The sequence below is a fragment of the Pengzhenrongella sp. genome, assembly GCF_036565025.1.
GTDB lineage: Bacteria > Actinomycetota > Actinomycetes > Actinomycetales > Cellulomonadaceae > Pengzhenrongella.
The window spans coordinates 1-2,843 of the sequence record NZ_DATCNW010000341.1 but is presented as its reverse complement, the minus strand read 5'-3'; the positions used below and the strand labels follow the sequence as shown (position 1 = coordinate 2,843).

The 2,843-nt window shown below is 73.2% G+C and carries 2 protein-coding genes; one reads left to right on the top strand and one right to left on the bottom strand.

All coding sequences use genetic code 11. The annotated features are described in order from the left end of the window. Window positions 1-243: 243 nt before the first annotated feature. Entirely contained in the window at window positions 244-1,845 is a 1,602-nt protein-coding gene (gene hflX / locus VIM26_RS19710) for a GTPase HflX (RefSeq protein ID WP_414696527.1), read from the bottom strand. A 209-nt stretch (window positions 1,846-2,054) separates the two neighbouring features. On the opposite strand from hflX, the gene VIM26_RS19705 reads away from it, so the two are divergent. Next, window positions 2,055-2,621 (top strand): class I SAM-dependent methyltransferase, encoded by a 567-nt coding sequence (locus tag VIM26_RS19705; protein WP_331954400.1) that lies wholly within the window; start codon window positions 2,055-2,057, stop codon window positions 2,619-2,621. Window positions 2,622-2,843 lie beyond the last annotated feature (222 nt).

Sequence of the window (2,843 nt, the reverse complement as noted above, 5' to 3'; positions counted from 1 at the left end):
CCGAGCAGGTCACACAGTCGGGACAGCCGCCTCGGCGAGCTCCCGGGCGAGCGCGGAGTCCACCCGGGCGCGCAGGGCGGTGCCCGCCACCGAGTCGCGCGACGGCGAGGTCGAGCAGCTCGTCGACCTTCGCCGCGGCGTCAGACGGCGGGATCGGCTTTGGCACCGGGACAGCCTAGTCCGGGCGCCGCGCCCGCCCCGACGCCGGGTGGCGGGCCTGTGGACGGGCGCGAGCCGAGCAGGTCACACAGTCGGGACAGCCGCCTCGGCGAGCTCCCGGGCGAGCGCGGAGTCCACCCGGGCGCGCAGGGCGGTGCCCGCCCCGGTGTGCTCCTCGGCCTCGATGTCACCGTCGCGGTGCACGCGGCTGACCAGGTCACCGCGGTCGTACGGGATGACCAGGTCGACGGCGACCCCCGGGCGCGGCAGCTGGTCGGCGATCAGCGCGAGCAGCTCGTCGATGCCCTCGCCGGTGTGCGCGGAGACCACGATCGAGTGCACCTCACGCGAACGCAGCCGTGCGATGGCGTCGGGGTCGGCGATGTCCGCCTTGTTGAGGATGATCACCTCGGGCACGTCGAGCGCGCCCGGGATGTCCGCGAAGACATGGCGAACCGCGGAGATCTGGCCCTCCGGGTCGGGGTGCGCGGCGTCGACGATGTGCAGCACGAGGTCGGCGTCGGCCACCTCCTCCAGCGTGGAGCGGAACGCCTCGATCAGCTGGTGCGGCAGGGCGCGGACGAAGCCGACCGTGTCGGTGAGCGTGTACACCCGCCCGTCACTGGTCTCCGCGCGGCGCACGGTCGGGTCCAGGGTCGCGAACAGCGCGTTCTCGACCAGCGCCCCGGCCCCGGTCAGGCGGTTGAGCAGCGAGGACTTGCCGGCGTTCGTGTACCCCGTGATGGCGACCGAGGGGATGGAGTTGCGCTTGCGCGAGGAGCGCTTGGTGACACGCGCAGGCTCCATCGCGGCGATCTCGCGGCGCAGCTTGGCCATCCGCGTGCGGATCCGGCGCCGGTCGATCTCCATCTTCGTCTCACCAGGCCCGCGCGAGCCGATCCCGGCACCGGCGGCCACCCGGCCACCGGCCTGGCGGGACATCGACTCACCCCAGCCGCGCAGTCGCGGCAGGAGGTACTCGAGCTGGGCGAGCTCGACCTGAGCCTTGCCCTCCCGGGACTTCGCGTGCTGGGCGAAGATGTCCAGGATCAGCGCGGTCCGGTCGACGACCTTGACCTTGACGATGTCCTCGAGCGAGCGCCGTTGGGAGGGCGCGAGCTCGGTGTCGACGATGACCGTGTCGGCGCCGGTCGCGGCCACCACGGCTGCGAGCTCGGCAGCCTTGCCGGACCCGAGATAGGTGCTCGGGTCGGGTTTGGCCCGCCGCTGCAGCATCCCGTCGAGGACCTCCGAACCGGCAGTCTCGGCAAGAGCCGCGAGCTCGGCGAGCGAGACCTCCGCGTCCTGGACGGTCCCCTGGCCCCAGATGCCGACCAGCACGACCTTCTCCAGGCGCAGCTGGCGGTACTCGACCTCGGTGACGTCCTCGAGCTCGGTGGAGAGCCCGGCGACGCGGCGCAGCGACGTGCGCTCCTCGAGCTCGAGCTGGTCGCCGTCGTACGAGGAGTGCACGGTGCTGCCGGTGCCGACCGCGGTGCCGGCTCGCGCCAGGACTCGCGCGACGACGTCGCCCGCGACGTCCTGGGCACTGCGCGGTGCCGGTGACCCCCCTGTCGGCTGCGGCGCGCCGAACGCCTTGCTAGTGTCCGGAACGTCGGCCGCGCCGTCTGGCGTCGGGCCGGTGTGGGGGTGGGTCACGTAGTGCCTTCTCTCTGTGGCTGCCATGAAGCCTGCCACGCCCGGGCGCCGATGAGCGAGCCAATTCGCTGCGGGCGTGACCCGCGTAGGGTGCCCCCGTGCCAGACGCCGCCCCCCAGCCCGTTTCCGACGGCTCCCCCGACAGCCCGCTCGACGCCGCCGAACCCAGTTCGCCGGCCGGCTCGCCGGACCACTACTTCACCGCGCGACCGGCGTCCGACGACGAGCGGCGCACGATCACCGTGCCGCTCGGCGGGCGGGAGCTCGAGCTCGAGAGCGCGAGCGGCGTGTTCTCCCCCGGGCACCTGGACCAGGGCACCGGGGTGCTCCTGCGGTCCGTGCCCGCCCCGCCGCCGACCGGTGACCTGCTCGACCTGGGCTGCGGCTGGGGGCCGATCGCGCTGAGCCTGGCGCTCGAGTCCCCGCGCGCGCGGGTCTGGGCCGTGGACGTCAACGAGCGTGCGCTCGACCTCGTGCGTCGCAACGCCGAGCGCCTCGGGCTGAGCAACGTCCGCGCCGTCCTGCCCGACGACGTGCCCGACGACGTCACCCTGTCGGCGCTGTGGTCCAACCCGCCGATCCGGGTCGGCAAGCCCGCGCTGCACGCGATGCTGCTGCGCTGGCTGCCGCGGCTCGCGCCCGGGGCGCAGGGACACCTCGTCGTCCAGCGCAACCTCGGAGCCGACTCCCTGCACCGCTGGCTCGCCGAACAGCTCGGCGAGAACGCCGCAATCAGCGTGGTGGCGACCGCCAAGGGATTCCGGGTGCTGCGGATCGACGCCGCGGGGGCGCAGCCCGCCTGACGCCCTCGAGCTGCCCGGTCCAGGACTCCCCGCGGGTCGGTTCGAGGCGCGAGATGCGAGTTGTTGTGGCTCTCTGACCGATCCGTGGGTCATTTTCGGCCAGGGGGACGGGTCGGTGGCCGAGCTACCAGGTGCTGTCTTGGTTTGGCAGCCGTGGTGATCGCTCGGCTCGACGCAGGGTCAGGCAGACTGCGGCGCGTCAGATCCCGTATCGCTGCCCGA

Coding starts and splice junctions, on each gene's coding strand:
- hflX (WP_414696527.1), bottom strand. CDS start 1,845: ATGGCAGCCACAGAGAGAAGGCACTACGTGACCCACCCCCACACCGGC.